The organism is Stenotrophomonas sp. YJH_SMC_138, from assembly GCF_059369855.1.
In genome coordinates, this window is the sequence record NZ_JCAFTB010000004.1 from 212762 (window position 1) to 238658 (window position 25897).

Consider the following 25897-nt stretch of genomic DNA (forward strand, 5'->3'; position numbering starts at 1 on the left):
CAGGGTTGGGGAGCGTGGTATGACAGGAGCGGAACGCATGACTGAAACCGGAAAGGACGCCTTGAACATCCGCCGCGCCAGCGCGGCCGATGCCCCCGCAGTGTTGGGGCTCTTTGACGAGGTGATCGAGTGGTTCGTGTCGATCGGCAATGTGCAGCAATGGGGCAGCGAACCGTGGTCGATGATGCCGCGCCGGATTGCCCAGGTCACCGAGGCGTGTGCACTGCCAGGCGCATGGGTGGCGCAGAACGAGCAGGGCGACGTGCGGGCGTTCCTTGCACTGGGCGAGTCGATGCCCTATGTGCCGGCGCCCACCGGGCCGGAGCTGTATGTGCGGGTTCTGGTGGCCTCGCGTGATGTGCGCGTGCGTGGCATCGGCCGCCGCCTGATGGCGTTTGCCGACGAGCAGGCGCGCGCTGCCGGTGTCGACCATCTGCGTGTGGACTGCTACGCCGGAGGCAGCGGCGACCTGGTGCGCTTCTATGAATCCTGCGGGTATACGCGCATCGCGCCGTTCAACGTGGACGGCTGGCCAGGCATGCTGCTGGGAAGGACGCTCTGACACGGCTGCGTCATTCCGTCGCAGCCTGCGTGCAGGAAACGATACACCGGTTCGGCGCTAGAGTAGGGTCATGACCTGCATCGGATGGCTGTGTCATTCCGCTGCCGGTTCCTGATGACCCCCTCCAGGAAGGTGCAACGCATGTATTACAGCAGTGGCAACTACGAAGCTTTCGCGCGCCCGCGCAAGCCGGCCGGTGTGGATGGCAAGCGCGCCTGGTTTGTGGGCTCGGGCCTGGCCTCGCTGGCCGGCGCCGCGTTCCTGGTGCGCGACGGCCGCATGGCCGGTGAACGCATCACCATCCTTGAACAGCAGCAGATTCCTGGCGGCGCGCTGGATGGCCTGAAGGTGCCGGAGAAGGGCTTCGTGATCCGCGGCGGCCGCGAGATGGAAGACCACTTCGAGTGCCTGTGGGATCTGTTCCGCTCAATTCCGTCGCTGGAGACTGAAGATGCCAGCGTGCTGGACGAGTTCTACTGGTTGAACAAGGACGACCCGAACTATTCGCTGCAGCGTGCCACCATCAATCGCGGCGAAGATGCGCACACCGATGGCCTGTTCACGCTGACCGAGCAGGCCCAGAAGGACATCATCGCGCTGTTCCTGGCCACCCGGAAGGAGATGGAGAACAAGCGCATCGACGAGGTGCTGGGCCGCGACTTCCTGGACAGCAACTTCTGGCTGTACTGGCGCACCATGTTCGCGTTCGAGGAGTGGCACTCAGCGCTGGAGATGAAGCTGTACCTGCATCGCTTCATCCACCACATTGGCGGCCTGCCGGATTTCTCGGCGTTGAAGTTCACCAAGTACAACCAGTACGAATCGCTGGTGTTGCCGCTGGTGAAGTGGTTGCAGGAGCAGGGTGTGGTGTTCCAGTACGGTACCGAGGTGACCGACGTCGACTTCGATCTGCAGCCGGGCCGCAAGCAGGCCACGCGTATCCACTGGATGCGTGATGGTGTAGCCGATGGCGTGGATCTGGGCGCCGATGATCTTGTTTTCATGACGATCGGTTCGCTGACCGAGAACTCGGATAATGGCGATCACCACACCGCGGCGCGTTTGAACGAAGGACCGGCGCCGGCCTGGGACCTGTGGCGCCGCATCGCCGCGAAGGACGAGGCCTTTGGCCGCCCGGACGTGTTCGGCGCGCATATCCCGCAGACCAAGTGGGAATCGGCGACAGTGACGACGCTGGATGCGCGCATTCCGGCCTACATCCAGAAGATCGCCAAGCGCGACCCGTTCAGTGGCAAGGTAGTGACCGGCGGCATCGTCAGCGTGCGCGACTCGCGCTGGCTGATGAGCTGGACGGTGAACCGCCAGCCGCATTTCAAGAACCAGCCCAGGGACCAGATCGTGGTCTGGGTGTACTCGCTGTTTGTGGATACGCCGGGCGACTACGTGAAAAAGCCGATGCAGGAGTGCACCGGCGAGGAGATCACCCGCGAGTGGCTGTACCACCTGGGCGTGCCGGTGGAAGAGATTGATGCGCTGGCCGCGACCGGTGCGAAGACGGTGCCGGTGATGATGCCGTACATCACGGCGTTCTTCATGCCACGCCAGGCCGGTGACCGCCCGGACGTGGTGCCGGACGGCGCGGTGAACTTCGCCTTCATCGGCCAGTTTGCCGAATCGAAGCAGCGCGACTGCATCTTCACCACCGAATATTCGGTGCGCACGCCGATGGAAGCGGTGTACACCCTGCTGGGGATCGAGCGCGGCGTGCCGGAGGTGTTCAATTCCACGTATGACGTGCGCTCGCTGCTGGCCGCCACCGGTCGCCTGCGCGATGGCAAGGAACTGGATATTCCCGGGCCTGCGTTCCTGCGCAATCTGCTGATGAACAAGCTGGACAAGACCCAGATCGGTGGCCTGCTGCGCGAGTTCAAGCTGGTGCAGGAAGACTGAGCGGGCAGGGGGAGGCCGCCGGTGAGGGCATCGGCGGCCTCAAGATCTCACGCTACGCCGTCGGTCGAACGGCTCAGCTGTTCCCACGCGTCGATGCTACCGGCCATCGATGCCAGCTTTGCCCTCACCAGCTGCAGTGCATCACTGCCCAGCAGCAAGTGGCGGGGAGGAGCGTCGCTGTCGATGACCTGCAGCATGGCCTGCGCAGCCTTCACTGGATCACCGGGCTGGTGGCCACTCTTCGCCTCACGCGCGCTGCGGATGGGATCGAACAATGCGTCGTAGTCGTCAATGCTGCGCGGTGCCCGCACCATCGAGCGGCCTGCCCAGTCGGTGCGGAAGGAACCCGGCGCGACGGCCGTGACGTGGATACCAAACGGCGCGACTTCCTTGTCAAGCACTTCACTGATGCCCTCCAGCGCGAACTTGCTGCCGCAGTACCACGCGATGCCCGGCATCGTGATGAAACCGCCCATGGAGGTGATGTTGAGGATATGGCCGCGGCGCCGGGCGCGCATGTGCGGCAGCACGGCCTTGATCAGCGCGGCCGGAGCGAACACGTTCACCTCGAATTGCTGCCGCAGCTCGGCGAGCGTGGATTCTTCGAGGATGCCTTCGTGGCCGTAGCCAGCGTTGTTGACCAGCACGTCGATGCTTCCGATGTTGGTTTCGATATCGGCGACGAGCGCATTGATGGCGGCGGTATCGGTTACGTCCAGCAGGCGACCGAATGCGCGGCCGGGAGCGAGCGCTTCGAGTACCTGGCGGTCGGTTTCGTTGCGCACGGTGCCGACCACGCGGTGGCCGGCCAGCAGGGCCTGCTGGGCAAGGGCGCGGCCGAATCCACTGCTGACACCGGTGATGAGGAGAAAGCGGGAAGGGGGCATGAGGGGGCGTTCGTGGTGGGCAGGGCTTGCACGTTAGTTCTTGAACGACCGGGGTCACAGGCCTAGGATTCGGCCATTCTTGCCTATTCCTCTGGGGTGCCTGTGGTCGATTCCCTGCAACGGCAGGTGCAGGCGCGCATGGTCGGCCTGCTGAAGACGCTGGCGGTGGAGGAGGGCTATACGCTCACGCGCCTGCCGGGGGTGCGGTTGCTGCGATCGGACCGGCCACTGGCGCGCACGCCGGTGTTGTACGACCCCGGCATCGTGATCGTCTGCCAGGGCGTGAAGCGTGGCTATCTGGGCGGGCAGGTCTACCAGTACGACGCCCAGCACTACCTGGCAGTGTCGGTGCCGGTGCCGTTCACGATGGAAACCGATGCGTCGGCCCAGGCGCCGCTGCTGGCCATCTACCTGCACCTGGATCTGCAGCTGGCGGCGGATCTGCTGATCGAACTGGGTGAACAGGAGGGCACCCCGGCGACACCGGCGCAGAGCATGATGTCTAGCCCGATGCAGGCGCCGATGCAGGCCACGGTGCTGCGCCTGCTGGAGGCACTGGCTGAACCGTTGGAGGCTGCCGTGCTCGGCCCTGCGTTGGTGCGTGAGGTGTACTTCCGCGTGCTGACGGGTGCACAGGGCGGCGCAATGCGCGAGGCGCTGGCCATGCGCGGGCGCTTCGGCAGCATCGGCAGAGTGCTGCGGACGATCCATGCCGGATATGCCACCACCCTGGACGTGGGGCAACTGGCCACCGAAGCGGGCATGAGTGTGGCGACCTTCCACGACCACTTCCGCGCGATTACCGGCACGTCGCCGATGCAGTACGTGAAGTCGACCCGCCTGCACCAGGCACGGTTGCTGATGCTGCGGCAGGGGATGACTGCCGAAGCGGCATCGCTGGCGGTGGGGTATGCCAGCCCATCGCAGTTCAACCGTGAGTTCAAGCGCCTGTTCGCGTTGCCGCCGGCGGCCGAGGTCGCGCGGATGCGGCGCAGTTTCGCGCTGCCACCTCCGCCAGCCGATGCGGTGTACGTATCTTCGCATTGAGGGGCAATCAAAGGTCACGTTGCCAGCAAGCCGGCCAGCGGCCGGCTCTGCCGGGAATGATGCCTGGCGGGTGCAGCAGAGAGGGGTTGACAGGATGTCTACCTACTAGTAGGTTTATTGCCATGAAGGAATCTCTCTCGCCCAAGGCCCAGGAAATCCTGGCCCATGCCCGTGTGCTGCTGGAAGCCGGTGGCTACAACGGCTTCAGCTACGCCGACGTGTCGGCGCGGGTGAACATCAGCAAGGCCAGCATCCATCACCACTTCCCCAGCAAGGCGGATCTGGTGCGCACGGTGGTCGAGCTGTACCGGGCCGAGGCGCGCGAAGGCCTGGCGTTGCTGGACCGGCAGTTGGCCGACCCGCTGCAGGAGCTCAACGCCTATGTGGATTACTGGTCCAGCTGCATTGCAGGGGGCACGTCCTCGTTCTGCATCTGCGCGATGCTGGCCGCCGAAGCGCCGATGATCCCGGCAGAGATCGCTGAGGAAGTGCGCGGCCATTTCGAGGACCTGAGCGGCTGGCTGGCAGTGACGCTGGAGAAGGGCGTTTCGATGGGCCAACTGCAGTTGCAGGGCTCGGCGGCCGATGAGGCCAAGGCGTTCATGTCATCGGTGCACGGCGCGATGCTGGCCGCGCGCGGTTTCGGTGATGCGGCGACCTTCGCGGCACTGGCGCGGTTGGCGATTGCGCGGGTGAGCGCGGCGTCCTGAGAGATGTGTGGTGGGCCTGCGGCGACGCGGGCCTTCTTTTTGAGTCCAATGCCTACCTACTAGTAGGTTCCTTCTGTCCCTGGAGATGTCCCATGTCCCACCCTCTGTCCACACTTGGCGTGATCCATACCGCTGTCAGCCTGATCCCGGTGTTGAGTGGCCTGTATGCCTTCATTCGCCACCGCGCAATCGATCCCGCCACGCGCGCGGGCAAGCTGTACCTGGTGGGGCTGGTGCTGTCGGTGGCCACCTCGTTCACCGTGTCCAGCACGGGCGGGATCAACCCCGGCCACGCATTCGGGGTGATCGTGCTGCTGGTGGCATTCGGCGGCGTGCTGGCCGCGCGGCTGCGCTGGCTGGGGCGCGCCGCGCGTTACCTGTCGACCTTCGCACTGTCGTTCAGCTTCCTGCTCTCGTTGGTGCCCGGCGTCAACGAAACGCTGACCCGCTTGCCGGCGGCGCATCCGATTGCTGCGGCACCGATGGCCCCGGTGGTGCTGCACACGCTGCTGGCCTGCCTGGTGGTGTTCGTGATCGGCTTTGCCGCGCAGTGCTGGAGGCTGCGAAACCGTGCCTTTGCAGGACGATCCTGAGACGCCGCCGGTCACCCCGGCGCGGCAAGTGCGCCCAGCAGTGCCGCCGGTTCGATCAGTGCAGCCGAGCGCGCCGGATCGAGTTGAATGTGCCGGCTGCAGAAGCAGAACGATTGGCCCGCTGCAGGCTCGGGGGTGTTCGCGCTCGCGTCCGGCGTCTCGATCTCCAGCACTTCGTCCACGGCCAGCGCCAGGGTTGCGGTGCCGGCGTTGATCAACAGCATGGCCGGGCTGCCACCCTCGAATGCCGGTTGGCCGCTCATGCGGCGCAGGTCGACGACGGGTAATGGCTGCCCACGAACTTCCAGGGTCGGCCTGCCGTTGCGGTCTGCAGGGCCGAATGCCTCCGGACCGCGGATTTCGACCGCTGCCTGGATGTCGATGGCGAACAGGACGGTGCCTGCACGCACGACGACGATCTCGAACAGGTCGGCAGGCGATGCGCGTGTTTCCGTTACAGGGTGGGCGGGTACGGGCATGCGATGGGCGTGGCGAAGACGATGGGAAAGGAGATCTGGATGATGACGCCTGGACGCAACGCGCGGCCGCGTCGGCGTGCGCGTGCAAGGCGATGGTTCAGTGTCTATCAGGCGGCTGCGCGTGGCGCGCCGACGGTGCCGACGCGTGGAAAATGCGGACGCAGCAGGCCGACGAGCTGGTCCATGCCCGGAATGGAGTGGCCGAACTCGTCCCAGCGCGCATTCACCAGGCCGGACACCACGATCTGCCCGGTCTCGATGTGGGTCATTGCCCAGTACGGAACGGCACGCGCGCTGATGGCCATGTCCAGTACCGGCACGACGGCAGAATGCGAGCGGCTGTCATGGATGCGGCGCTTGACTGCTTCCAAGGCGTCGGGCGGGCCTTCGATGTACTGGAAAAACCGCTGCCCGTCGACGATCAGCGCACCGGTAACGTCCACCCGGCGATTGAACGTGGCAGATTGCGAGACGATCTGGTGGAGGGCTTGATTGGACAGCTCAGCCGACATGCGGCTGGAGTAAGCAAATGCATGGAGCATGGAAGGGGCTTCTTGTGACGCACGTCACTATACGCACGCAAGCCCGGACCGTCGTGAGGCTTTGCTCACGCCGCGATTGGCTCCGCGCACTGGATCAACAGCCCACCAACCGGTCGGCACCGAGACCGCCGCGATGCTGGCTGCGGTACTCGGTAGGGCTCGCGTCGACCTGACCGCGGAAGTGCCGACGGAACGATTCCTGCGAACCAAAGCCGGCCTGTTCTGCAATCCACTGCAGCGGCCGGTCAGTGGTTTCCAGCAGCTCGCGCGCGAAAGCCACGCGCTCGCGGATCAGCCAGTCGATCGGCGACAGGCCGGTGGCGTCCAGGAACTGCCGCTGCAGCGTGCGTTGGCTGAGCGCGGCCTGCTCGGCGAGGCTGCCCAGCGAGTGGGGCTCGCGCAGGTTGCGGCGCATCCATTCCATCAGCTTTGCCAAGCGGGTGGGCTCGCCGTGGGGAATGGCGCGGCTGACGCGCTGGCTGCGCCCGGCATCACGCCACGGTGCCAGGACCAGCCGTTCGGCCACCAGGTTGGCCACGCGCGCGCCGTAATCCTTGCGCACCATGTGCAGCATCATGTCCATGCCGGTGGCCGAGCCGGCCGAAGTGATGATGCTGCCGGTATCCACGTACAGCGCATCCTCGCGCACATCGATGCGTGGGAACTCGCGTGCCAGCGCTTCGGTGAGGCGCCAGTGGGTGGTGGCCTGGCGGCCATCGAGCAGCCCGGCCCAGGCCAGCACGAAGGCACCGGAGCAGATCGAGGCGATGCGCGCGCCACGTGCGTGGGCACGGATCAGTGCATCGAGCAGTGCCTGCGGTGGGCGCTCGCTGGGTTCGCGCCAACCGGGAATGACGATGATGTCGGCGTCATCAACCGCGCTGAGATCGTAGGGAAGCTGCACCTGCGCATTGCCGAGCATGCGCAGCGCACCGGGTTCGCCCGCGCACAGCTGGGTGCGGTACCAGGCCACGCCGAGTTCCGGCCGCACCGGCGCGAACAGGCCAACCGCGCAGCCGAACTCGAACAGCCCCTGGCCGTGGCAGGCGACGATGGCAACGAGCGGCGCGGTGGGATCGGCGGGTGGGCTGGGCATGGCTTGATGCTACGGGTGGCGGTGCGTGGCGTTGCGTGATGCGCGGGCATGAGGTGATGCCGGGCGGGCATATGGGAACCGGGGTCGGATCCCTTCCGCAGGAAGGGCTCTGACCCCGTGGTGGGGAGGCGTGCGTGGGGTCAGAGCCCTTTCCTATGGAAAGGGATCCGACTCCGTGGGGGACCCTGTGCGTGTGCGCCGCCTAACGTCATTACCAGCGGTCATGTGGGTGGCCGGATGTTACGGCTGGGTGACGCGATCGCGCCTGTCGCACCAGGTGAACAGGCCCTTGAATGGAAGCGTGTTTCCGGCCCCCCCACGAGCCCCCATGCCTGCCGCCCACGCCCCTGTCCTGAGCACTCTCGCTGTTCTGATCACAGCCATCCTTGCCGCCTCGCCCAGCCATGCGGCTGAAGCAGACGCAGATCCTGCTGCCACCGCCGCGACAGCCAACGTGGCAGCGTCCACGCTGGATGCGGTGGTGGTCACCGGCTCACGCACCAGCACGCGCACGGTGAAGAACAGTTCCACGCCCATCGATGTGATCTCTGCAGAGGACCTCGCCGCGACCGGGCAGGGCAACCTGCTGGAAGCGCTGCAGCGCAGCCTGCCGTCGCTGAGCCAGATCGGCGGCTACCAGAGCGACCAGGAGAGCCTGATCCGTGGCTACCAGCTGCGCAACCTGTCGCCGGGCTACACGCTGGTGCTGGTGAACGGCAAGCGCCGCAATGCCAGCGCTTACGTGAGTGGCGCAAACGGTGGTGGCTTTCCGGGCCACGCCTGGGCCGACCTGGCGTTGATTCCGGTCTCGGCCATCGACCACGTGGAAGTGCTGCGCGATGGTGCGTCGGCCATCTATGGCTCGGACGCGATCACCGGCGTGGTCAACGTGATCCTGAAATCGCAGGCGCACGGTGGCGATGTGTCGGTGGAGAGCGGGCAGAGCATCGATGGTGATGGTTCGCGTACCAGCGTGCGCGCCAATGTCGGCCTGCCGTGGGGCCAGGATGGCTTCGTCAACCTGTCCGGCGAGAACACGCGGCAGCACCACGCGATCCGCACCCGTCGCTACATCGATGGCTACCTGAGCTATCCGGCAGTAGATGCCAACGGCAACCGGGTCGCACTGCGCCCGAACAATCGCTTGCCGACGGGTGCATCGCCGAACCCGGCCGAGGCCAACCGCGATGCCGAGGCCAACACCATCCTCAGTTCGCCGTCGTACGCGTTGAAGGCTTTCGCAGTGAATGCAGGCCATGGCCTGGGCGAGAGCGCGCAGTTCTACGCCAACGCCACGGCCAGTGACCGCACCGCGCAGGCGATCCAGAACTTCCGCCTGCCGGCGACCATCTTCACCACCTACAAGGCACCCGGCGTGCTGAGCGTGTTTCCCGATGGCTTCCTGCCGGTGCTGGAGACCAAGGAAAAGCAGTACACCGGCACTGCGGGCGTGAAGGGGCAGATCGCGGGCTGGGATTACGACGCCAGCCTGACCGGCAACCGCAGCACGGTGCGCACCTATACCCGCAATTCGGTGAATTACTCGCTGCCGTATCCCGGTTCGCCCACTGACTTCTATGACGGCAAGCTGGACTACCAGCAGGGGATCGCCAACCTCGACCTGCGCCGTGGCTTCGAGGTGGCGGCCTTTGCGTCGCCGCTGGAAGTGAGCGCAGGCGCCGAGTACCAGCACGAACAGTACGAACGCGGGGCCGGGCAGTGGGAGTCGTACACCGGCTTCGGTGCCGCGGCGTTCGTGGGCTACTCCACCGCCGATGCGGTGAAGGCGACGCGCAACAGCAAGGCGGTCTATGTGGGCGCGGCCAGCAACATCACCTCGCGCTGGTATCTGGATGCCGCGGCGCGCTGGGAAGATCATTCCGACTTCGGCAGCGTGTCCACTGGCCGCCTGACCACGCGCTTCGACTTCACCGACGCGTTGGGTGTACGCGCGACGGTCAGCAACGGCTTCCATGCGCCCAGCCTGGGCGCACAGTTCTACCAGGCCACGGGCAGCTGCCCGTGCGGGACCACGCTGGTGGCGCAGGTGTCTTCACCGGCGGCGGTTGCGCTGGGTGCCACGCCGCTGAAGCCCGAGAAAGCCACCAACTACAGCCTGGGCGTGACCTGGGACCCGAGCCCTGCATTCCATCTGGCCGTGGATGCGTACCAGATCGACATCCGTGGCCAGCTGGGCCAGTCCAGCCAGATCGGCTACAACGCGCAGGATCCGGCGCGCATCACCGACAACAGCGGTACGGTGCTGAGCGCGGCGCAGAAGAACACCATCGATGCGCTGCTGGGTTCCGCCGGCATCAGCATCCTGCCGGGTGATGCGTTCTACGCCAGCTACTTCACCAATGTGGGCAATACCCGCACGCGCGGTGTCGAGCTGACCCTGGAAGCCAACCAGGACACTGCGTGGGGCAAGCTGCGCTGGAGCTACGCGGCCAACGTCGGCCGTACCACCATTCAGAAGGTGAGCGACATTCCGGCGGCGCTGCAGGGGCTGCCGAACATCAACCTGCTGACCAAGAGCAGCGAATACGCGCTGCGCTTCCGCACGCCCAGCTACACCCAGGTAGCCGGGCTGGGCTGGCAGAACGGGCGCTGGCGCTCGAACGTCGATTTCACCTACTACGGCCCGATCAAGCGCCTGAACAACGGCGTGGAGTACAAGCAGCCGCCGGTGCTGGTAACCAACCTGTCCGGCGGCGTGGAGCTGGGGGCGGGCTGGAGCGCGGCGCTGGGGATCAACAATGTGTTCGACAAGCGCACGCGCAAGGTGCCCGCGTATGCGCGCAGTGCCACCGATGTGGCGAGCATCGAGACGACGTGGGACAGCGGCGACGTGTTGGGCAACGTCGGGGCGTATTGGTATGGGCGGATCAGTTACCGGTTCTGATCTGGGGCAGCCGAGCATGGCTCGGCTCTACAAAGGCGGGAAGCAGCCGAGCATGGCTCGGCTCTACAAAAGACGAAGGGCGGCCGGAGGTAGTTCGGCATTATCGAGGAGCAGTTCATGTCTTCTGCATTGAAGGTGGTTGCATTGGTGGGGTCGCCGACCAGTTCGGCGACATCGCGCACGTTGCTGCTGGTGCGACATCTGCTGGCGTCGCTGCAGCAACGCGTGCATGCCAGCGTGGAGCTGGTGGAGCTGGCGCCGATCGCGCGCTCGCTGGGCCAGTCGTTGTCGCGCGATGAGGCGGGGCCGGAGGTGGAGCAGGCGCTGCAGAGCATCGAGGCCGCAGAGCTGCTGGTGGTGGCCGCGCCGGTCTATCGCGGCTCGTATCCCGGGTTGTTCAAGCACCTGGTCGACTTCGTCGGGCTGGAGGCGCTGGTGGATACGCCGGTGCTGCTGGCAGCGACCGGTGGCAGCGAGCGCCATGCGCTGGTGATCGACCACCAGTTGCGGCCGTTGTTCAGTTTCCTGCAGGCGCACACGCTGCCGATCGGGGTGTACGCCACGCCTGCCGACTTCGACGGCGAGCACATCAACAGTGCTGCCTTGCAGGCACGCATCGCGCTGGCAGCCGAGCGTGCGGCCGGCCACCTGGCGACGCAGGCGCTGGCGGTAGCGGCGCCGCTGCGACGCATCGCCTGACGCCATAACCGGCGGCGCTTTGCTTATGGCCACGCTGCATCTGCATGGCCGGATCTGACCGCCGATTGTCGCCAGGCGTCGCTGCCGCAGCCGCCGGCATCTCTAGCATCGATATCGAAGCGGCATCGCATTGCCGGCCCAGATGAGGACCCCCCCAGTGACGCTCGACGCAGCAAGCAAACCCATCCTGTTCCTGCTCGATCGCGAGTTCGAGGACGGCCAGATTCCCGGCCAGCGCTTCTTCTGCCGGCACAGCCTGTTGCTGGAAGGTGCACTGTCGAGCATCGACGGCCTTGATGCGCAGCTGGACGTACGTCGCATCGGCTTCGCGCGGCCGCGCCGCGAGGTGATCGCCGAGATCGGCGAGCAGGACCAGTCGTTGCCCAAGCTGGTGCTGCCGCAGGGCGTACGCAGCGACCTGGCCAGTGGCGCGCACCAGGACCGGCAGTACATCTCCGGTGCCGAACCGATCCTGGCCGCACTGAACGGATTGCTCGGCATTCCCGTGGCCCACCCCTGAGCGAGGACGCGACCGTGAGCTATCAGATCAGCGTGCTGGACAAGAGCCCGGTGGCCGAGGGCGCTTCGCCGGAGCAGGCGCTGCGCAACAGCCTGCAGCTGGCGCAGCGCGCCGAACAGCTGGGCTATCACCGCTACTGGTTTGCCGAGCACCATGCCGCACCGACGTTGGCCAGCCCTGCACCGGAAGTGCTGGCGGCCTGGGTGCTGGCGCAGACCCGGCGCATCCGCATCGGCAGTGGCGGGGTGATGCTGCGCCACTACGCGCCGTACAAGGTGGCGGAGAACTTCAACCTGCTGGCGGCGCTGGCGCCGGGGCGCGTCGATCTGGGCGTGGGCAAGGCCCCCGGGGGCCTGCCGGCCTCGACCGCCGCGCTGGCAGCCGGGCGTCCGCCGTTCGCCGACTTCGACCAGCAACTGCGCGACCTGGAGGGTTATCTGGCCGGCGCCGAAAGCGAGGCGCTGGCGCGGCCGGTTCCGCAGCAGGCGCCGGAGCGTTTCCTGCTCGGCGCAAGTCCACAGAGCGCAAAGCAGGCGGCCGAACTGGGCTGGCGCTTCGTCTACGCCGCGCACTTCGATGGTGACCCGAAGCACATCGAGGCCGCGTTCGACGCCTATCGCAGCGTCGCCTCGCAGCCACCGCTGCTGGCCACAGTGGCCTTCGCCGCACCGACTGCTGAAGCCGCAGCGCGTCACATCGGTGCGCTGCGGGTCTACAAGCTGCACCTCGGTCCCGGGCAGGCGGTGAACCTGCCCAGCCCGGAGGCGGCTGTCGAGTACGCGCGCCAGGTGGGCGTGGCCGACTTCCGCATCGAGGAAACGCGCCCCAGCGTGCTGTCCGGCGATGCGCAGCACGTGCGCGGCGAACTGGATGCGCTGCACCGGCGTTTCGGCGTGGGCGAGTTCATCCTCGATGCGCCGGTGGCCGACCTCGACGCACGCCTGACATCCCTTGAACTGCTGTCGCCCGCGCCGCGCGCGGCGGTGGCCTGACCTGCAGGAGCGTTTCCCATGAGCACGACCCCGCGCCACATTCCGTTCGGCATCATGCTGCAGGGCCCCGGCAGCCACATGCATGCCTGGAAGCACCCGTCCAACCCGGCCGATGCCAGCGTCAACCTGCAGTTCTACATCGACATCGCGCGCACCGCCGAAGACAACGGCATCGCCTTCGGCTTCGTGGCCGACGGGTTGTATATCAACGAGAAGTCGATCCCGCATTTCCTCAACCGTTTCGAGCCGATCTCGCTGCTGTCGGCGCTCGCTACGGCGACGAAGAAGATCGGCTTGGCCGGTACGCTGTCCACCTCCTACAGCGACCCATTCACCGTCGCCCGCCAGTTCGCCTCGCTGGATCTGCTCAGCGGCGGCCGCGCCGGCTGGAACGTGGTGACGTCGCCGTTGGAGGGCTCGGGTCGCAATTATGGCCGCCCACATCCCGAGCATGCACTGCGCTACCAGATCGCCGACGAGTACCTGGAGGTGGTGCAGGGGCTGTGGGATTCCTGGGATGACGATGCCTTCGTGCGCGAGCGCGACAGCGGTACGTTCTTCGCGCCGGAAAAGTTCCGCCGCCTCGACCACAAGGGCCGCTTCTTCCAGGTGGAAGGCCCGCTCAACATCCAGCGTTCGCCACAGGGCCAGCCGGTGATCTTCCAGGCCGGTTCGTCCGACGATGGCATCGCGCTGGCCGGCAAGTACGCCGATGCGGTGTTCACCCATTCGCCGTCGCTGGAAGAAACCCGCGCGTTCACCCAGAAGGTGAAGAACTCGGCGATCGCGCATGGCCGCAGCGGCAACGACGTGAAGATCTTCCCGGGCATCGGCCCCATCGTCGGCCGTACCGCAGAGCAGGCCGAAGCCAAGTACCAGGCAATCGCCGCACTGGCCACGCTGGAGGATGCACTGGCGTACCTGGGACGCTTCTTCGATCACCACGATTTCAGCCAGTACGATCCGGACGCGCCGTTCCCGGAGCTGGGTGAGATCGGCAGCAACTCGTTCCGTTCCACCACCGATCGCATCAAGCAGGATGCGCGGGAGAAGGGGCTGAGCCTGCGCCAGGTGGCACTGGAAGCCGTGAGTCCACGACCGAACTTCATCGGTACGCCGGAGCGCGTGGCCGATGAGCTGATCCGCTGGTTCGATGCCGGTGCCAGCGACGGCTTCATCCTCGGTTTTGCGGCACAGCGCGAAGGCCTGGACGATTTCGTGACCCAGGTGCTGCCGATCCTGCAGGCGCGCGGCTACCACCAGCGCGAGCTGGGAGGGCAGACCCTGCGCGAGCATCTGGGCCTGCCGTACAAGGCCAGCCGCCATTCGACCGATGCCGAGCCGGCGCGGAAGGCGGGGTAGGGCAATGAGCGGAGACACTGCGGCAGCACCGGGCCATGCCCGGCGGGATTCCCAAACGACGGGCGTATTGCCCGAGATCGCGGCACGCGCCGAGGCCACCATCGCGATCCGCCGTGACCTGCACCGCCACCCGGAGCTGGCCTTCGAGGAGCACCGCACCAGCGCCCGTGTGGCCGAGTTGCTGCAGCAGTGGGGCTATGAGGTGACCACCGGTCTTGGCGGCACCGGCGTGGTCGGCACATTGCAGCGTGGGCAGGGCAGCCGTCGGCTGGGGCTGCGTGCGGACATCGATGCCTTGCCGATCCACGAAGACTCGGGGCTGGCCTACGCCAGCCAGACCGACGGCCTGATGCATGCCTGCGGCCATGATGGTCACACCGCCATCCTGTTGTCCGCCGCGCATTACCTGGCCCATCACGGCACTATCGACGGCACCTTGCAGCTGGTGTTCCAGCCAGCCGAGGAAACCGGCTCGGGTGCATCGAAGATGATTGCCGACGGCCTGTTCGAGCGCTTCCCGGTGGATGCGATCTATGGGCTGCACAACTGGCCCGGCGTACCGGTCGGCCACTTCGGCTTCGTCGACGGCCCGGCGATGGCGTCGGTCGACTGGGCGCGGCTGAAGGTGATCGGCAAGGGCGGCCACGGTGCCGAGCCGCAGGGCAGCGTGGATCCGATCCTGGTCGCCGCGCACATCATCACTGCATTGCAGAGTGTGGTGTCGCGCAATGTCGACCCGCGGCAGATGGGCGTGGTCACCGTCGGTTCGATCCACGGTGGGCAGGCCGCCAATGTGATTCCGGACGTGGTCGAGCTGAAGCTGACCGTGCGCGCCTACCTGCCCGAGGTGCGCGACACGCTGCGCCGCCGGGTGACCGGGATTGCCGAGCAGACCGCTGCCGCTTTCGGGGCACGCGCCGAAATCGAGTTCCCGCGTGGCTTCCCCAGCGTGATCAACCACCCGCAGCAGACCGCCTACATCCGCGACGTGGCCATACAGGGCTTCGGCCACGAACAGGTGGTGCCGGAGTTCGCGCCGCGCACCGCCAGCGAGGACTTCGCTTTCCTGTTGCAGGCACGGCCCGGGAGTTTCGTGTTCGTCGGCAACGGCGACAGCGCACCGTTGCACAGCCCGCGCTATGTGTTCAACGACGCCGCCATTGCACCCGCTGCCAGCCTGTGGGCTCGGCTGGCCGAAGACTATCTGGTGAAGGACGTGGCATGAGCAGCAACGAACGCTTCCTCTATACGTCGGTGGATGATCCGCTGGCGCGGCCGCTGTTCGATGGCCTGGAGCAGGAGTACGACAGCCGTTACGCCGACGTGCGCCGACGCATCGGCGGCAGCGCCCGCGAGGAGCTGCAACGCTATCCGGCGCAGGCCTTCGCGGCGCCGGTAGGCGCGTTCGTGCTGCTGCTGCGCGATGGTGTGGCGATCTCCGGCGGCGCCTTCATGCCGCACCGCGATCCGGACACCGCCGAATTCAAACGCATCTGGACGCTGCCCGGGCTGCGCAGGCAGGGCATCGCGCGTCGCGTGCTTCAGGAACTGGAAGACCAGGCGGCGCGGCAAGGGTACCGTCGGGTGTTCCTGACCACCGGCTTCCGCCAGCCTGAAGCCGTCGGCCTGTACCTCAGCCACGGCTATACCGCGCTGTTCGACCTGCAGGCCGACCCGGAAACCATCGCGCATCTGCCGTTCGAGAAGCATCTACGTGCGCCGGCGCCAGTGCTTTCGCCGTCGCAGACCGTGCTGCACGGAGCCCACGCATGAGCACGCCTTCGACTGCGCTGGATGGCATTGCCGCACCCCCCGCGCCAGCACCGGCGTTGAAGATCGTGCCGGCCCGGCATCCGCTGCAGGTGGTCGGAACCCTTCTGGCGTTGGCGTTGATCCTGATCGGGCTGCAATCGGTGCTGGGCAATCCGCGCTGGGGCTGGGGCACGTTCGCCGAGTGGTTCTTCGCGCGCCCGGTGCTGGAAGGCCTGGGTCGCACGCTGCTGCTGACCGCACTCGGTACTGGTCTCGGTTTCGCGCTGGGCACCATGCTGGCGTTGGCCCGGGTGTCCGGCTCGCCGCTGCTCTCGGCGGTGTCGTGGGGCTATGTATGGCTGTTCCGTTCGATCCCGCTGCTGGTGCTGTTGCTGCTGCTGAACAACCTGGGCTACCTGTACAGCACCATCGAACTGGGCGTGCCGTTCACCGGCATCAGCCTGTTCTCGTACCCGACCACGCAGCTGATCGGCGTGTTCACCGCCGCAGTGCTCGGCCTCACCTTGAATCAGGCCGCGTTCTCGGCCGAAGTGATCCGCGGTGGCATCCTCTCGGTCGACCATGGCCAGTACGAGGCGGCAGCGGCACTTGGCCTGCCGCGTGGCCGCCAGGTGCGCCGCATCATCCTGCCGCAGGCGATGCGTTCGATCCTGCCGGCCGCGTTCAACGATGTGATCGGCCTGGCCAAGAGCACCTCGGTGGTCTACGTGCTGGCGCTGCCGGAGCTGTTCTACACCGTGCAGGTGATCTACCGCCGCAATCTGGAAGTGGTGCCGCTGCTGATGGTGGCCACGGTCTGGTACCTGGTGATACTTACCGTGCTGTCGCTGTTGCAGCGGCGCGTGGAGCAACGCTTCGCGCGCGGCCAGCTGCAGCGCGAGCGCTCGGTGTCGCGGGTGTCATCGCCCCCGCGTGTGCAGAGCGAAGCCGCACCGCGCGTAGCAAGCCGCCCGCGTATCGCCCCCCAGGTTGAAGCGGGCGAGGGCGCGGCGGTGTCGCTGCATGGCGTAGGCAAGGTGTTTGGCGACCAGCCGGTGCTGGAAGACGTGAACCTGGACCTGCGCGCCGGCAGCGTGACCGTGCTGATCGGCCCTTCGGGCGCCGGCAAGTCCACGCTGCTGCGGCTGATCAACCACCTGGAACGCGCCGACGGCGGTTACGTGACTGTCGGCGGCCAGCTGATCGGCTACCGCCGCGAGGGCGACACCCTGTACGAGCTGCCCGAGCGCGAGATCCGACGCCGCCGTGCGGAAGTGGGCATGGTGTTCCAGGGCTTCAACCTGTTCCCGCACCTGACCGCGCTGGAGAACATCATCGAGGCACCGATCGCGGTGCGTGGCGTGCCGCGCGCGCAGGCTGAGCAGCAGGCGCGCACGCTGCTGGAACGGGTCGGCCTGGCCGACAAGGCCGATGCCTTCCCGCGCCAGCTGTCCGGTGGCCAGCAGCAGCGCATCGCAATTGCCCGCGCGCTGGCCCTGCAGCCGAAGGTGCTGCTGTTCGACGAACCGACGTCGGCGCTGGACCCGGAACTGGTGGCCGAGGTGCTGAGCGTGATCGAGGAGCTGGCCCGCTCCGGCACCACGCTGGTGATCGTCACCCATGAGCTGAGCTTCGCCCGCCGCGTGGCCGACCACGTGGTGATGATGGACCAGGGCCGGGTGATCGAGCAGGGCACGCCCGAGGTGCTGTTCGAACGCCCGCGCCAGCAGCGCACCGCCGATTTCCTGGCCAAGACCCTGTAACCGAGAAAGGAACACCATGAGCCCTGCAGCACCGCGTCGTCCCTCACGCAGCACCCTGTTGATCGTGGGCGTGCTGGTCATCGGCATCACCGGTATCGTCTATTCGCGCGTGCGGCAGGCACCGGATGCCGGCACCGTGGCCGCGACCAGCCTGGCCGGTGCGAACACGGCGGTGTTGAAAGGCACGTTCGATCCAGAGGCGCAGTCATTGATCCCCAAGGGGTATCGCTTCGTCACGCCCGGGTCCTTCACCGTGGCCACCCATCCAGGGCAGCTGCCGCTGGCCGACTACGGGGCCGACAGCAAGGACGTTGTGGGCATCGAGCCCGACATCGCGCGCCTGATCGCCGATGCGCTGGGCCTGAAGCTGGTGATCGTGCCGGTGGCCTGGGCCGACTGGCCGCTGGGTCTGGAATCAGGCAAGTACGATGCGGTGCTGTCCAACGTGACGGTTACCGAAGAGCGCAAGAAGAAGTTCGATTTCTCCAGCTACCGTTTCGACCTGCTGGGCATCTACACGCGCGCAGACGGGCCGATCCAGAAGATCGAGAAGCCGGCCGATGTGGCCGGGCTGAAGGTGGTGGTGGGTGCCAGCACCAACCAGGACCAGATCCTGCGGCAGTGGGACCAGCAGAACATCGCGGCGGGATTGAAACCAGTGGAGTACCAGTACTTCGATGACGCCGTGGTCGGCCGGTTGGCGGTGATCACCGGCCGTGCCGATGTGTCGTTCGAGCCCAACGCCACCGGCGCCTATTCCGCACGCGACGGTAAGGTGCGGCGCGTCGGCCTGTTCCCCGGTGGCTGGCCGAACGCTGCGGCGATCTCGGTGACCACGCGCAAGGGCAGCGGCCTGGCTGATGCAGTGACGCAGGCGCTGAACACCCAGATCGCCAGTGGCACCTACGCGCAGGCGCTGAAACGGTGGAACGTGGCCGAGGAAGCCGTGCCGCAGTCGCAGACCAACCCGCCGGGATTGCCGACGTTGCAATGACACCGGGCGTGGCCCGGCGCGACCTCCGCTTTTGTAGAGCCGAGCCATGCTCGGCTGCTTTACCAACGCGCCTCCAGCGTTCTGAACGGTTTCGCCAGGCGCACGCCCTCGGCGTCGAAGTCGGAAACGCTGCGTCCGTCCACACGCACCGTCTTCGGCATCGTGCGCGCCGGCCACCAGACCTTCACCGCCGTTCCGCCGCGCAGCCCTTTGCCAAGCCCCACCGTCAGCACCCCGTCGCGCTGCAGCGCCTGCATCCGCAATGTGCCATACGCCGTCGGCAGGCGTTCCACCGTCAATCCATCCCCCGCCACCCACGAGGGCGGTGTGCCCGGCAGCAGCGAGAGCGCATCATCGTCTTCGCGCATCAGCATGCCGAACAGGGTGCGGCCGTATTCGGCGCCGATCCAGGTATGCGGCATGTCGCCGAGGTAGCGCGGGAAGCGCAGCCGTGAATGCACTACTTCGGCCAGTACCTGCCATTCAAGCGGGCGCCGGTCATGAAGCAGGCCCTGCAGCAGCTCGTCAGCCACGTCTGGCTGGCCCAGGTGCACATAGCTCAGCACGTTGCGGATCTCGTACGGCGTGTAGGCATACAGCGCACCGGGCTGGCTGCGCTTGCGCACGTCTTCCAGGTAGCGGGCGAAGGTGGTCCGCAACGCATCTGCCGGCAACACGCTCTGCGCGCCGGTCGGGTCCAGGGCGATCGACACGCCCGTGGGGTCACCATCGCCAAGATCGGCCGATGACGGAATGAAGTCGATGCCCTTCCACGCCATCGTTGCGCGGATCGAGGCACGCAATGCGTCGTACAGCGCTTTGTACTGCTCGCGCGCCCAACGGGCGGTTTCGTGGTCGCCCAGCGCCTCGGCCAGCCACGCGCCGTCGTGCCACCCCTTCAGGCCCCAATAGTCATCCCAGTAGCTGTGGGTGGGTGATGGATAGCCCTCATGGCTGATCGATGGTGCAAGGATGCCCGCAAAGCGTTCCGGGGCAGGCTGGTCAGCCTTGTAACCGGGCACCAGCGTGCGCTCGCGCAGTTCCTGCAGGAAGTGCAGCGCGGCCTTCACCTTCGGCAGGTAGTCACGCACCGACTCGGGTCCGCCATCCAGCCGTGCAACGTCGGCGACCAGCGCCACGTACTGGCCCTGGCTGTCGTACTCGATGTCCGAACCGAAGCCGGTGTTGACGCTGCCATCGTCATTGAGGATCGGCGAGACCAGGCCGTTGGCATGTACGCCGTGTTCGCTGTACCAGGCCAGGTAGTCGCGCGCGACCTTGGCCTCGCCCATGCGCAGCAGCACGGCCGAGGTGGCCATGCCGTCGCGGATGAAGGAGCGGTTGTAGTTGCGCGGGCCGGGCTGCATCGCCGGGCCGGTCTGGTTGATCAGCATGTAGGCGGCCTGCGCGCGCAGCATGTCCACCAGTGATGGGTCGGGCAGGCGCAGGCCGACCTGGCCCAGCCGTGCCTGCCAGTCCGCGGACGCCTGCGTGGCCAGTGAATCGAACGCCGCATTGGCATCGCGGGGAAGCGTGGCCAGATCCAGCGCAGGCGCTTCGGGCAGCACGCCATTGGCATCCGCGGCGGCGGTGCCCAACGGGAACGCGACCACGATGGCATCGCTGGTTCCCGGCGCCAACGAGACGCGGTAGTCCAACGCCGCCGAGGCAAGACCCTGGTCATCATGCGCCTGTTGCGCGGAAGGCAGTTGGCCGGCAGCGATGTCCGCGGTGATTTCCGTTGCGCCATCCCTGCCGAACGGGGCCGCGCCGGACGCAGCCACCGGCGTGAGCGAGTGCAGCAGCGTGCGCCCATTGATGCGCACAGCCTGTCCATCGATCGCCACATCGCGAATGGGTGACAGCCCGCCGTTCTGCCATGGCGGATTCATCTGCATCGGGCGCACGACCAGGCTGAGTGTGCCGTCGATCCGGGTTTTTCCGGTGTTGTGCAGGCGATGGCGGAGGAAGGTTACCGGCTGGCCATCGCGCTCGATGGCGAACACTTCACTGCGCAGCTCCAGGCCGGGTTGCGGTGACCAGGTGGCGGAGGGCATCGGCTTCCAGCCATCCCGCAGCGCGTGCTGTATCGGCTGTCCTGCCGCGCCAGCGGCGCGGCCGTCAGCACTTCGCCAGATCGGCTGCACCAGTGGCGCGCCCTTGAAGGCTTCCAGATTGCCGTATTCGTCGAAGATCGACTTCTGCCGGCCCGCATGCACGCCCACTGCGGTCCAATAGGTCTGCTGCATCTGCAACGACGCCGGGAACAACGCGCGCTGCGCGCCGCTGGCAGCGATCTGGTAGCGCTTCATCGGCGTCATCACGGCTTTCGGGCCGAGCAGGCGCAGGCGCGCGATCTGCGGTGCAGCGCCGTCCACGCTCAGGCGGAATGTACGTAACGGTTGTGCTGCAGTGGCGGCCAGCCAGCTTTGTCGATGATTGGCCGCTTGTGCATCGTGTGCGAGGTCCTGCCAACGGCCCTGTGCATCCTGCACCTGCAGTCGCGCGGCGCCGCGCGCGCCATCGGCCCAGTCGACGACCAGGCCAGCCGTTGATTGGGCCCGCGGCAGCGTGATCTCGAACGTATGGGATCCATTTGCCCCGGCCGGCATCGCGACGGTGCCGCCGCCTTGCCAGAGCGCCGCTGCCTGCGTTGCATCGATACCGCTGATGCGTGCGCTGAGCGTGCTGTCCAGTGGCTCCATCTCGAAGATCGACACGCCCCAATCGGAGGTGCGCTGCGGGCTGGCCAGCCGCAGGTAGCGTGCCTGCCGCGGCGCGAAGTACAGCGTTTCCACGTCGCCCAGCGAATCGGCCATCGTGTACGCGGTCTGCCACTGCGTGCCGTCCAGCGAGGTCTGCAGTGAATAGCCTTCCGGGTTGGAGACATCCCAGGTAAGGCGCGCACCGGCCAGCAGGGTGGGCGCGCCCAGATCGATCTGGAACCAGTGGCCCGGACTGAAGGCGCCGCCGGTCACGGTCTTCGGGTCGCCGTCGATCAGGTGGCCGATCGCCATCGCCGGTACCTGCTGCGAGGAACTGCTGGCCTGCCATTGGCTGCGCGGGGGGAGGGTCTGTGCCTGTGCGCTGGAGGCCAGGGCGGCCAACAGCAGGGCGGCGGCAGATCGCCATGGGATAGCTGAGCGGGAGACCTTGGAGCGTTCGGCGCGCAACGTCATTACGGACTGCCTCGCAGGTTCGACCGGAATCGGGCGAGCGCTACGCTAGCAAGGGATGTAATCGGTTACATGACGCACTGCAGCGCCGCAGGCCGCTTCCGTGGTTGACGCAGCCGAGCATGGCTCGGCTCTACATGGCTTCCGGCAGGTCAAACGGCATCCCCCGTTAAAGCTCCACCGTCTCCCACCATCGCGTACCCGCCTGCGGCGCCTGCATGTCCAGTGCTTCGCCCATCATCGGCGTGGCCACCGGCACAGTCTTTGCGGCCGCCAATGCCGTGATGCGCTCGAACGGCTGCTGCCATGCGTGCAGGGCCAGATCGAAGGTGCCGTTGTGGATCGGCAGCAGCCACTTGCCGCGCAGGTCCAGGTGCGCCTGCAGGGTCTGTTCCGGCTGCATGTGCACGAACGCCCAGCGCGGATCGTAGGCGCCGGTCTCGATCATGGTCAGGTCGAACGGTCCGTACTTCTCGCCGATGGCCTTGAAGCCATCGAAGTAGCCGGTGTCGCCGCTGAAGAAGATGCGGAAGTCGCCGTCCTGGATCACCCATGACGCCCACAGGCTGCGGTCGCTGTCACCCAGCCCGCGGCCGGAGAAGTGCTGGCCCGGGGTCGCGGTCAAGCGCAGGCCACTGGCTTCAGTCGACTGCCACCAGTCCAGCTGTTCCACCTTGCTGGCGTCCACACCCCATGCAATCAGCTGGTCGCCGACGCCGAGTGGTGCGATGAAGCGCGCGGTCTTGCCGGCCAGCTGCATTACCGCGGCACGGTCGAGATGGTCATAGTGGTTGTGCGAGAGGATCACGCCGGCGATGGGCGGCAGTTCGTCGATGCTGATCGGCGGTGCGTGGAAGCGCGCCGGCCCCATCCACTGCACCGGTGAGGCGCGCTCGGAGAACACCGGGTCGGTCAGCCAGTACTGGCCACGCAGCTTCAGCAGGATCGTGGAGTGCCCAAGCCGGAACAGGCTGCGATCCGGCGCAGCATCCAGGGAGGCGCGGTCCAGCGGCTTCACCGGAATCGGGTGGGCGGGCACGGTCCCCTTGGGCTTGTTGAACAGGAACGTCCACCAGATCTCCGCACCGTCGCGCAGGCCCATCGCCGGACGGGGCAGGGCATTGCGGAACTTGCCGTCGCGGTACTGCGGCGAATCGGGGAAGTCGGGGAGGGACCAGGACTTGCAGAAGGTGTAGGCGGTCACGGCGAGGATTCCAAGCAGGAGGACAAGGAGCAGGCGCTTCATGGGTGACGTCCGCTGGGTACACTGCACAGTGTAGTTTCACATTTTTCAAAAGTACACTACTGGGTGTAAAATGGTGGCGTCCGTTCAGCTATCCGGTTTCCGCCATGCCCCGTGCCCCACAACGCCTGACCGACCGCAAACGCGAGGCCATCGTGCGCGCGGCGGTGGAGGAGTTCCGTGCATCGGGCTACGAGGCGACCAGCATGGACCGCATCGCCGAGGTGGCCGGGGTCTCCAAGCGCACCGTCTACAACCACTTCCCGAGCAAGGAAGCGCTGTTTTCTATGATCCTGGAGGAGCTGTGGGAACGCAGCGTGGCCAGCGACGCACTGCCGTATCGCGCGGACCAGCCGTTGCAGGCGCAGCTGCTGCAGTTGCTGGGCCAGAAGCTGGAACTGCTCAGCGATGCCAACTTCATCGACCTGGCACGGGTTGCGATGGCCGAGGTCATCCACTCACCGGAGCGGGCGCAGGCCATCGTCTGCCGCATGGGCGAGAAGGAAAGTGGCGAGAGTGCGTGGATCCGCGCAGCGATCGCCGATGGCCGGTTGCGAGAGGTTGATCCGGAATTCGCCGGCCACCAGCTGCATGGGCTGGTGAAGAGCTTCGCGTTCTGGCCGCAGGTGACGATGGGGCAGGCACCGTTGAGCGCACAGGAGCGTGCACGCGTGGCCGAATCGGCGGTGGCCATGTTCCTGGGTTTCTACGCGGTCTAGCTGGCGGCGAAGCGGCGGAACTCGTCGGCCGGCAGCGCCGCCGAGTACAGATAGCCCTGGCCGACATCCACGCCCAGCGCGCGCAGGTGCTGTTCCTGCGCCAGGGTTTCGGTCCCCTCGGCCACCACGATCGCGCCGCAGCGGTGCGCGACTTCGACGATGAAGCGAACGATCGACTGCGACTTGGCGTCGGACAGCGTGGCGATCAACGCCTGCTCGATCTTGACCTCGGCGATGGCCAGCTGCGAAAGCAGGATCAGGGTCGAATAGCCCGCGCCGAAATCATCCAGCGACAGGGTGACTCCGGCCGCCAGCAGCTGTGCGATGTTGGCATCGACCAGGTCACGCTCGACGATCTCGGTCCACTCGACGATTTCCAGCCGCAGCATCGCGCCGGGGATGTCGTGCAGCTGCAGCAGTTCCTGCAGGCGCAGGCCGAAGTCGGGCAGGCGCAGGGATTCGGCTGACACATTGACTGCGATGGTCAGCGCCGCGCCGTCCTGCCGGCAGTGCTGCAGGAAGTGCACCGCCGACTGCAGCGTGGCCCATTCCAGGTCTGCCAGCCGGCCCTGCCGGCGCAGCAGCGAGATCACCCGCATCGGTGCAATCGGCCGGCCTTCGCCATCGCGCATGCGCAGCAGCGCTTCGGCGCCGACCAGCTGGCGGTCCTGCAGGCGATGCTTGGGCTGGTAGCACAGCGGTGCGTCGCCCTGCTGCAGCCAGCGTTCGAGGGCGACTTCGATCAGGGCGTCGATCTCGCCGTCGCGCTGGATCGGGTCGTCGAAGAACACGACGCCGGATTCGATCGCGCTCAGTGCCACGGTGATCGCGCGGAACGGAAGATGTCCTTCGTCGGCATCAACGGGGGGCTTCAATTCAACCACCGCACAGCGGAACAGTGGCCGGAAGCCAGGCCAATCGCGGCCGACCCGATCGGCCAGGTTGCTGGCCAGCTCGGTGATCTGCGGTTGTATGCGCAGTTCGGACAAGGTCATGCCGCGCACCAGGATCGCCAGCGCGGCATCACCGAACTGGTAGACCTCCACGTCGTCCACCGCCAGCGATGGCAGCAACCGGTGGACGTCGGCCGGTGTATCGCGCTGCCACAGGCCGTTGTCCTGCAATGGCCCGTAGCGCAGGCGCAGATCGCGCAGGTTGCCCATCTCGGCCACGATCAGGCAGGCCTTGCCGATGCCGTCGTTGTCGCGCCAGTACCGCTGCAGGCGTTCACCGAGCGCACGCATGTTGGGCAGGCCGCTGATCGGATCGATGCGCAGCCACGCCTGTTCGCGCTGCCGCTGCGCATCGATCTGGGCATCGTTGTAGACCAGTGCGAACACTGCGCCGAGTACCAGCAGCGAGACCGGCAGTGCCAGCACACGCTGGATCGCCAGTTCGGCCACCGGTAATTGATCGGCCCCAATGATCGCCACACCCAGCGCCAGGCCCAGGGCGGTCATCCCGATACGCACGGACCACGCCTGCAGGATCATGCGTGGCGAGAGTTCGTTGAGCATGCGCGGGTGCAGGCGCCTGCGCAGCCAGACGCCGGCCACCATCTGCAACACGGCCTCGAGGCTGGCAGGCAGGAAGAACTGGGTGCCGACGAACTGGTAGCGGGCGAGCAGGGCGGCGGCCAGGCAGGCCAAGCCGCCGCGCCAGCCACCGAGCAGGCCACTGACCAGCAGGATGTCGAAGCCGAGGTGCAGCTTGACCACACCCTGGGTGTAACGGGCCACGAACCAGGAATTGAACAGGTAGATCAGGCCCAGCGCTATGCCGACATACAGGCGCCGTCCTTCAATGGCGTGCCCGGCGCGACGGGTGGCGATCAGCAGCACGCCGATCATGCCGATCACCGCCGTGGCCTGCAGCAGGTACAGCGGCAGGCTGGGCAGGGCGCTGTCCAGGACCTGGGCCGAGACCCGTGAAAGCGCATCCATAG

General features: G+C 66.7%; 22 protein-coding genes. 15 read left to right on the forward strand and 7 right to left on the reverse strand.

Features of this window, described 5'->3' with window-relative positions; genetic code table 11:
* The first annotated feature begins 37 nt into the window (after positions 1-37).
* Positions 38-562, forward strand: a complete 525-nt coding sequence (locus AC5P7I_RS11310) for a GNAT family N-acetyltransferase (RefSeq protein WP_046430248.1) — start codon at positions 38-40, stop codon at positions 560-562.
* A 141-nt stretch (positions 563-703) separates the two neighbouring features.
* A complete protein-coding gene (locus AC5P7I_RS11315) occupies positions 704-2473 on the forward strand; it encodes an oleate hydratase (protein ID WP_262087391.1) in 1770 nt (589 codons plus the stop codon).
* Positions 2474-2520: 47 nt separating this feature from the next.
* Here the strand turns inward: AC5P7I_RS11315 and AC5P7I_RS11320 are convergent, their stop codons facing one another.
* A complete protein-coding gene (locus AC5P7I_RS11320) occupies positions 2521-3360 on the reverse strand; it encodes an oxidoreductase (protein WP_075076784.1) in 840 nt (279 codons plus the stop codon).
* A gap of 102 nt (positions 3361-3462) precedes the next feature.
* On the opposite strand from AC5P7I_RS11320, the gene AC5P7I_RS11325 reads away from it, so the two are divergent.
* The 3 genes from AC5P7I_RS11325 (at position 3463) to AC5P7I_RS11335 (ending at position 5710) form a co-directional block, all read left to right on the forward strand.
* A complete protein-coding gene (locus AC5P7I_RS11325) occupies positions 3463-4407 on the forward strand; it encodes an AraC family transcriptional regulator (protein WP_014646890.1) in 945 nt (314 codons plus the stop codon).
* Positions 4408-4529: 122 nt separating this feature from the next.
* Complete coding sequence (locus AC5P7I_RS11330; protein ID WP_262087393.1) at positions 4530-5117, forward strand: TetR/AcrR family transcriptional regulator; 588 nt, start codon at positions 4530-4532, stop codon at positions 5115-5117.
* A 92-nt stretch (positions 5118-5209) separates the two neighbouring features.
* Positions 5210-5710: a hypothetical protein gene (locus tag AC5P7I_RS11335; RefSeq protein WP_014646892.1), complete on the forward strand. Its 501-nt coding sequence runs from the start codon at positions 5210-5212 to the stop codon at positions 5708-5710.
* An 11-nt stretch (positions 5711-5721) separates the two neighbouring features.
* Here AC5P7I_RS11335 and AC5P7I_RS11340 read toward each other — a convergent pair whose 3' ends face one another.
* The 3 genes from AC5P7I_RS11340 to ftrA all read right to left on the reverse strand — a co-directional run bounded on the left by AC5P7I_RS11340 (position 5722) and on the right by ftrA (position 7827).
* Positions 5722-6189 carry a chemotaxis protein CheW gene (locus AC5P7I_RS11340; protein WP_049440767.1) on the reverse strand — a complete coding sequence of 156 codons (468 nt, stop codon included), beginning with the start codon at positions 6187-6189 and terminating at the stop codon, positions 5722-5724.
* A 107-nt stretch (positions 6190-6296) separates the two neighbouring features.
* Positions 6297-6731, reverse strand: a complete 435-nt coding sequence (locus tag AC5P7I_RS11345) for a BLUF domain-containing protein (RefSeq protein WP_049440768.1) — start codon at positions 6729-6731, stop codon at positions 6297-6299.
* Positions 6732-6825: 94 nt separating this feature from the next.
* A complete protein-coding gene (ftrA, locus tag AC5P7I_RS11350) occupies positions 6826-7827 on the reverse strand; it encodes a transcriptional regulator FtrA (protein ID WP_014646895.1) in 1002 nt (333 codons plus the stop codon).
* 328 nt (positions 7828-8155) lie between these two features.
* Here ftrA and AC5P7I_RS11355 point away from each other — a divergent pair, with 328 nt between their 5' ends.
* The 9 genes from AC5P7I_RS11355 to AC5P7I_RS11395 all read left to right on the forward strand — a co-directional run bounded on the left by AC5P7I_RS11355 (position 8156) and on the right by AC5P7I_RS11395 (position 18814).
* On the forward strand, positions 8156-10732 hold the full coding sequence (locus AC5P7I_RS11355; RefSeq protein WP_262087396.1) for a TonB-dependent receptor plug domain-containing protein: 2577 nt from the start codon (positions 8156-8158) through the stop codon (positions 10730-10732).
* Positions 10733-10849: 117 nt separating this feature from the next.
* Positions 10850-11431 (forward strand): FMN reductase, encoded by a 582-nt coding sequence (gene msuE / locus AC5P7I_RS11360; RefSeq protein WP_032960012.1) that lies wholly within the window; start codon positions 10850-10852, stop codon positions 11429-11431.
* Positions 11432-11588: 157 nt separating this feature from the next.
* Positions 11589-11951: a DUF3088 family protein gene (locus tag AC5P7I_RS11365; RefSeq protein ID WP_032960011.1), complete on the forward strand. Its 363-nt coding sequence runs from the start codon at positions 11589-11591 to the stop codon at positions 11949-11951.
* Positions 11952-11965: 14 nt separating this feature from the next.
* Positions 11966-12943, forward strand: a complete 978-nt coding sequence (locus AC5P7I_RS11370) for an MsnO8 family LLM class oxidoreductase (RefSeq protein ID WP_069117071.1) — start codon at positions 11966-11968, stop codon at positions 12941-12943.
* A gap of 18 nt (positions 12944-12961) precedes the next feature.
* Positions 12962-14305 (forward strand): LLM class flavin-dependent oxidoreductase, encoded by a 1344-nt coding sequence (locus AC5P7I_RS11375; protein WP_180835531.1) that lies wholly within the window; start codon positions 12962-12964, stop codon positions 14303-14305.
* A gap of 4 nt (positions 14306-14309) precedes the next feature.
* On the forward strand, positions 14310-15530 hold the full coding sequence (locus AC5P7I_RS11380) for a M20 aminoacylase family protein (RefSeq protein ID WP_321212197.1): 1221 nt from the start codon (positions 14310-14312) through the stop codon (positions 15528-15530).
* On the forward strand, positions 15527-16078 hold the full coding sequence (locus AC5P7I_RS11385; protein WP_014646902.1) for a GNAT family N-acetyltransferase: 552 nt from the start codon (positions 15527-15529) through the stop codon (positions 16076-16078). Before AC5P7I_RS11380 ends, AC5P7I_RS11385 begins: the two co-directional genes overlap by 4 nt.
* Complete coding sequence (locus tag AC5P7I_RS11390; protein WP_321212198.1) at positions 16075-17820, forward strand: amino acid ABC transporter permease/ATP-binding protein; 1746 nt, start codon at positions 16075-16077, stop codon at positions 17818-17820. The genes AC5P7I_RS11385 and AC5P7I_RS11390 overlap by 4 nt, the downstream gene beginning before the upstream one ends.
* A gap of 16 nt (positions 17821-17836) precedes the next feature.
* Positions 17837-18814, forward strand: coding sequence for an ABC transporter substrate-binding protein (locus tag AC5P7I_RS11395; protein WP_014646904.1), 978 nt, complete (start codon positions 17837-17839; stop codon positions 18812-18814).
* A gap of 59 nt (positions 18815-18873) precedes the next feature.
* Here the strand turns inward: AC5P7I_RS11395 and AC5P7I_RS11400 are convergent, their stop codons facing one another.
* Entirely contained in the window at positions 18874-21993 is a 3120-nt protein-coding gene (locus AC5P7I_RS11400; RefSeq protein WP_262087404.1) for a galactose-binding domain-containing protein, read from the reverse strand.
* A 166-nt stretch (positions 21994-22159) separates the two neighbouring features.
* Positions 22160-23236 (reverse strand): MBL fold metallo-hydrolase, encoded by a 1077-nt coding sequence (locus AC5P7I_RS11405; RefSeq protein ID WP_262087406.1) that lies wholly within the window; start codon positions 23234-23236, stop codon positions 22160-22162.
* 104 nt (positions 23237-23340) lie between these two features.
* Between AC5P7I_RS11405 and AC5P7I_RS11410 the strand changes: the two genes are divergently transcribed.
* Complete coding sequence (locus AC5P7I_RS11410; protein WP_169412155.1) at positions 23341-23952, forward strand: TetR/AcrR family transcriptional regulator; 612 nt, start codon at positions 23341-23343, stop codon at positions 23950-23952.
* Here AC5P7I_RS11410 and AC5P7I_RS11415 read toward each other — a convergent pair.
* Positions 23949-25895, reverse strand: coding sequence for an EAL domain-containing protein (locus AC5P7I_RS11415; protein WP_262087409.1), 1947 nt, complete (start codon positions 25893-25895; stop codon positions 23949-23951). The genes AC5P7I_RS11410 and AC5P7I_RS11415 overlap by 4 nt on opposite strands.
* Positions 25896-25897 lie beyond the last annotated feature (2 nt).